Source organism: Paenibacillus sp. KS1 (genome assembly GCF_001680695.1).
Lineage (GTDB): Bacteria > Bacillota > Bacilli > Paenibacillales > Paenibacillaceae > Paenibacillus_B > Paenibacillus_B suaedae.
Genome location: NZ_MAIS01000292.1, coordinates 1 through 574, shown reverse-complemented (window position 1 = coordinate 574; position 574 = coordinate 1). Strand labels below are relative to the sequence as shown.

Below are 574 nucleotides of genomic sequence, written 5' to 3'. Positions count from 1 at the left end.
TCCAAATAGCTTTCAGCAATTTTCATCAAGCTTTCTTTGCTGATTTTATCGCTGTTTCCATGGACATTATAGGCGTATCTTTTCTTTTTGTCCGGGCTCTCGTATACCCATGTCAGATCGTGCACATGCGCAGGACCAAATTCTGTATGCAGCATTTCTACCCCCTTCACTTGAACCTTTTCCTGTTCAAACTCACTTTGCTCGTCAATATACATTCCTGCATTCTTGTTGTTCAGATTAGTGATCGTAATCTGGATTGTATCCTCTCCATTTCGATAAGTAACCCAAATATTGGAAAATTGATCTGTCATTTTAATTGGCATCATGGCATATCCCTTTTTGGACTTTTCTGCCTGCTTTCTCAGCTTTTCCGCCATCGCCTTTTTTTCTTCCGGAGAAGGCGGATTTACTTCCTGAGCATTTTTAAAGAGCACTTCCGCTTCTTTGAATTTATAATTACCATTGACACTGTCTGCAATCTTAACGGATTTATCCGTAATCTTATCGCGCAATTGAGAGAGATTTTGGAATGGAGCTAGCTTCATTCCAAGATTTGTTTGATGATCCGGGTTAT

Annotated in this window: 1 protein-coding gene; it reads right to left on the bottom strand. The window is 39.7% G+C overall.

The window, feature by feature from the left end:
* The coding region (locus BBG47_RS28365) for a DUF4367 domain-containing protein (protein ID WP_139070841.1) at nt 1-574 on the bottom strand (574 nt) is incomplete at both ends.